The following is a 3266-nucleotide window of genomic DNA, read 5'->3' on the forward strand; positions in this document are numbered from 1 at the left end:
GCCCACGGGGTGGATGGAAAAGGCCCCTGATAGGACGGCTTGTTTTCCAGATTGCGGAAATTCTCGACGAAATGCTGACGATCCACACGGGGGCCAGCTTCGAGTACGACAACAGAAATTCCGGCGCGCACCAACTCATTGGCAATAGAGCTGCCCGCGACACCGGAGCCGACGATGACGACATCGGCGGAGAGGTTCTGGTCAGAAGACATGAATGAGGCTTTTCCGGTTTTTCAGGTGGGTTCTACGACGAAGGGGGATGCGGAAAGCGCAGGCTGTCCCGTCGGACGCTCCACCTCTGGGGGCTGGGTGGTCCAGTAAAACGGACCGCCCGCCGCATAGGTTTTGGGATAGATGGCATCTTTGGTGACATCAAACATCAGGGCCGTGCGATAGACAACGACCTTTCCGTCAGCAACGCCACGATACCAGCCGATCATGATGTCATGAATCACATCCTTGAAGCCCGGATCGGCCTGTTCTGCAGCCTTTGCAAGCTCCGCAGAAGTGCCCGGGTTATTGCTTTTCATGATGTTGTATAGCTTGGAAAGCTGGGCTTTGCGTTCTGGAACGGAATGGATGATGCCATTGTAGAGCGCCGCGCCAACCTGTGGATCGAGATGCTGACGATCCGTCATGCGGCACGATATATCCATGAATTGTGCAATATTCGGATCAGTCGTAACGCCTGCCGCCTCAGAGCTCCCGCCACCAATTCCGTAAGCGAGTATGGCTCCAAATCCGGAAAGCAGAACGTCCCGACGCATCAGTCTCAAGGACTGGCTCGTTCTGATCGCATTGGGCGAGGCATTGAGATGGCCAGGAAACGAGCCATTTCCATTTCGTGTCACAAAAACCTACTCCACAAAAACCATTATCCAATCGTGTGGAAGGGCCGGGAAATATCTTGCGCTGAAACTACGCAAAACAGATTGATGCAGGGTCAGGGCATGCCAACAGAATCTATCGCATCAGAGACAGCAGAAACGCTTTCATTCAGAAAGGATGAAGATTCCATCAGAATTGATACGAGTAGAGAAGGTATGCCCTGATAGTCTGACGCCAATATATATTCCTGTGCCCTTCCGGAAACGAACATCCACCTACCGGAAATTGAAATTTATAAAAACCCTAAACATCTTATCGTCAAATATCGTATATGATTAGGTCCTTATATTTATATACAGATATAAGTCTCACTTATTAATTTGATTTTGGGGCCTGCTGTTTTTCGTCACGAACATTCTGAGAGGGAGGGCTGTTTCGTAGCCTAGTCTGCGAAATCAAGTGCTGGATGCCGATTTGGGCGTGTTTGAAGGAGAAACGTTCTACTGTGGAGCCATGCTGCGAGAGACACGCTCCGCATCGAAGTTAGCCATTCATGCCGCGAACCGGTCGGCATTCCAGAACCAGTACCTGCGCAGGATAAAGTCTGGAGAGTGTTCGTTCCATGTCTTGCAAAACAGTAGCGCTGACAGTGATTCCTTTTTCAAGTCAGGTGGGGCTCACCGTAGAAGGACGGACCATTTCAGGCTCGAACCACTGACCGAGTTGCATGCCAAGGCCATGAGCATGGTCGGTTAGGGCATTTAGTCCGTTCGGGGAAATATTGGGGGTGACATTCCAGCTTCCGAGACTGCGCGAGTTGCCAAGCTGCCCAACCGGGCATCATGCAGCACAAAATTCTCGACGCCCAGCTTCTCTGCTGCGTTAATTCGTCACAGAAGATGTGCCTTCTCGCGAGTTCAGAATGGCAGGACACGTTGTCGGGCATGATGCTGGAATGCACGGGCATATAAGCGGCATGAAAATAAGCTTCTTTAACTCTCAACAAGAACTGTCCGCGTCGCTGCAGGGTCCAGATTGTGCCATTGAGAGTAGCTTTTACAAGGTGTGTCCCTGAGGGGCCGTTTGTCGCTGTTTGCTCGCCAGAATGGTCGATTTCAGCGCTAAAACTTCTGTTCACTCGTAGTCTGGATTCATGCCTTATAGGGCATTCCTGAGCGGTTTTCTCGCATTGTGCTCTGTGATGGGACGCTATAAAGCGAACCATGTTATTAGAAAGTCTAATCAATGGCGCATGAGAATTTCAATGATCTCGCAGCCTTTGCGGCTGTTGCACAGGAACGGAGCTTTACACGAGCGGCAGCAAAAATGGGGGTTTCTCAATCAGCTCTCAGTCAGACCATTCGTGCTCTTGAAGAGCGGCTTGGCTTGCGCTTGCTGACACGAACAACCCGGAGTGTTGCTCCGACCGAGGCTGGTGAGCGTCTTTTTCAGACACTGGCGCCGAGATTGAGCGAAATAGAAGCCCAACTGGCAGCTCTGACTGCCTTGCGTGATAAGCCGGCCGGTACAGTGCGGATCACAGCCGGGGAGCATCCAGCACTTTCTATTCTTCAACCAGCCTTGAAACGTTTTCTCTCTGATCATCCGGATATCAATGTTGAATTGATTGTAGACTATGGCCTGACCGATATCGTTGCCCAAGGATATGATGCTGGTGTCCGGATGGGAGAGCAGGTCGCCAAAGACATGATTGCGGTTCGGATCGGACCTGATATGCGCATGGCGGTTGTTGCATCGCCGGGATATTTCAAACGGCATCCTTTGCCGCAAACGCCTCAGGATCTGATGGAACATAATTGCATTAATGTTCGCTTGCCGACTTATGGAGGCATTTTTCCGTGGGATCTGGAAAAAGATGGGCAGGAAATACATGTTCGCGTTGAAGGGCAGCTTGTTTTCAACAATCTAGCTCTGCGCATCAAGTCTGCGCTTGATGGGTTAGGGATTGCCTATCTCCCTGAAGATGCAGTGCTGGCGTATATCAAGTCCGGTCGATTGGTAAGGGTTCTAGAGGACTGCTGTCCAACCTTCCCAGGCTACCACTTGTACTATCCAAGTCGAAAGCATTCGTCCGTATTGCCTCTCGTCGTCGATAAATTACGCTACAAAGTGTAGGTAATTTACAGAAGAAACTTCACGTAGTTGGTGGGAGTATTCTGAGGTTGGAATTTATAGATGCTTTTGATTTTTGAAAAATATCGAGACCCAGCCTAATTTTGTAGGCTGGGTAAAATATTTCTTGGGTAATTTATGAGCATTTCATTCTGAAAGATTTCGCCACAGATCAATATGCCCTTCACGTGCATATTGATCGATCAACTGGAGTTCCTCGTCACTAAATGACGGGTTCTGAAGAGCGTCAAGTGAGGTGGTCCCGTCCGTTCGGACAGTTTTGCGGGCTTGATAAGCTATACCCG

At 50.1% G+C, this 3266-nt stretch carries 3 protein-coding genes and 1 pseudogene; 1 reads left to right on the top strand and 3 read right to left on the bottom strand.

Translation table 11 applies throughout. The features are described 5' to 3' along the window. The 3 genes and pseudogenes from ABF979_RS15485 to ABF979_RS15495 all read right to left on the bottom strand — a co-directional run. Positions 1-212, bottom strand: a 212-nt coding sequence (locus ABF979_RS15485) for an FAD-dependent oxidoreductase (RefSeq protein WP_415560630.1), incomplete at its 3' end; no start/stop codon positions are given. Positions 213-233: 21 nt separating this feature from the next. Continuing rightward, on the bottom strand, positions 234-851 hold the full coding sequence (locus ABF979_RS15490) for a sorbitol dehydrogenase family protein (RefSeq protein ID WP_308469049.1): 618 nt from the start codon (positions 849-851) through the stop codon (positions 234-236). A gap of 643 nt (positions 852-1494) precedes the next feature. Then, positions 1495-1635, bottom strand: a pseudogene (locus ABF979_RS15495) (alpha-galactosidase); the annotation flags it as partial. Positions 1636-2073: 438 nt separating this feature from the next. Here ABF979_RS15495 and ABF979_RS15500 point away from each other — a divergent pair. Beyond that, a complete protein-coding gene (locus tag ABF979_RS15500) occupies positions 2074-2964 on the top strand; it encodes a LysR family transcriptional regulator (protein ID WP_415560631.1) in 891 nt (296 codons plus the stop codon). Positions 2965-3266: the final 302 nt, after the last annotated feature.

The organism is Gluconobacter sp., from assembly GCF_047723935.1.
GTDB lineage: Bacteria > Pseudomonadota > Alphaproteobacteria > Acetobacterales > Acetobacteraceae > Gluconobacter.

What these genes read in the sequence shown, in the direction of transcription:
- ABF979_RS15500 (WP_415560631.1), top strand. Translation starts at nt 2,074, where the DNA reads ATGGCGCATGAGAATTTCAATGATCTCGCAGCCTTTGCGGCTGTTGCA.